This is a genomic window from Vibrio sp. Vb0304, from assembly GCF_033338995.1.
Lineage (GTDB): Bacteria > Pseudomonadota > Gammaproteobacteria > Enterobacterales > Vibrionaceae > Vibrio > Vibrio alginolyticus.
Window position 1 is genome coordinate 1 of the sequence record NZ_JAWOTT010000126.1, and the last position, 1,420, is coordinate 1,420.

Sequence of the window (1,420 nt, forward strand, 5' to 3'; positions counted from 1 at the left end):
AACGTTTTTGCAGACTCAGGTAAATCAACTTCTGCTAGATACATCAATCGTGAACGTTCTTCTTCGGTTAGTGCGAAGTAGGGTGTGAATGAAGGCTCACTAGCCACCCAACGAACGGTGCCTTGTAATGGACTCTCAAGTCCATCGACATTTACCGTCACGGTTTTCCCAGGAATAAACCCGATTCGATAATCGGCAGGAACATACACTCGCGCATACGGCACGCGGTTGGCTTGAATCACGGCAACCACACCGTTCACTGGTACGCGTTCGCCAAGATTGTAAGGCAAATTATCGAGCGTACCGTCACGCGTAGCCGTGATGGTGAGTTCTGCCAGTTTTTGCTCTTGCAACGCTACTTCGGCTTTTGCCGCCATTAAAGCGGCTTTAGCTTGTTCGATGTCTTCGAGGCGAGAACCTGCGGTGAGCTTACTGAACTCTTCTTTTGCTGAGTCTAATTCGGCTCTCGCCGAGTCCCTTGCCGCAAGAGCGGAATCTTTTTCGGATTGACTGATGAGTTTTTTACGCACTAGTTCTGCTTTGCGTTGATAGTTTTTCTGCGCTTCGGTGAGCTGCGCTTCCGCTCGGGCTACGCGTGCCGATGCAGCAGCAATGTCTTCTGGGCGTTCACCATTGGTCAATTTAAGCAAATACGCTCCCGCTTTGGCTTGCTCGGCAACGGCGTGCGCAAGAACTGCTTGTTGATTCTTGGTATCGAGCTGAACCAACACTTCCCCTTCACTGACCAAGCTGCCTTCTTTGACAGGAAGGGCTCTAATTATCTCATTAGATGTGGCGGTAAACGTTACGCGGTCACGTTCTAAGGTGCCAAGCGCTTGGTGCGTGTTATCTTTCGAACAGGCGCTTAAAAGGGCAATAATCAATGTGCCAAAAATGATTCGCTTCATAGTGCGGTGCTTCCTTTGAAGAGGTAATGCATGAATAGATAACTTGCGAACGGGAGCGTGTTGATTGAGCCCGCCAACCCGTCGCTAACCGCCATCCATAACGATTTCTTTTTAGAGCTTAGCATTTTATCTACAAGCGATTCTTTTTAAATAGAGAGGCTTAGCGTTGGAAGTGGGCTATGAAGGCCTCAATTTAAAGAACCTTGACCAAGCTCCGGTTTTTATCGGCAAATGACATTAAAAAAGCCCAGCGATGAGCGCTGGGCTTGAATAGATAAGAATGACGTGAGTGACTATGCAGTTTTGAATTGACTGACGATCTCTTGTAGACCTACCGCCAGCTCACTTAAATCGCGACATGCAATTGCTGTTTGGCGTGAACCTGTCGCCACTTCACTAGAGAACTGGTTGATGTGTTCCACGTTACGATGCAGCTCTTCTGTTACCGAGCTTTGCTCGCTGCAAGCACTCGCAATTTGAATGCTCATTTCTGCAATGTTATCTGCGCCTTT

At 48.2% G+C, this 1,420-nt stretch carries 1 protein-coding gene and 1 pseudogene; both read right to left on the reverse strand.

Features of this window, described 5'->3' with window-relative positions; all coding sequences use genetic code 11:
• Window positions 1–908, reverse strand: a 908-nt coding sequence (locus tag R7P35_RS24355) for an HlyD family secretion protein (RefSeq protein WP_318092911.1), incomplete at its 3' end; no start/stop codon positions are given.
• A gap of 293 nt (window positions 909–1,201) precedes the next feature.
• Window positions 1,202–1,420: pseudogene (locus tag R7P35_RS24360) on the reverse strand (methyl-accepting chemotaxis protein); the annotation flags it as partial.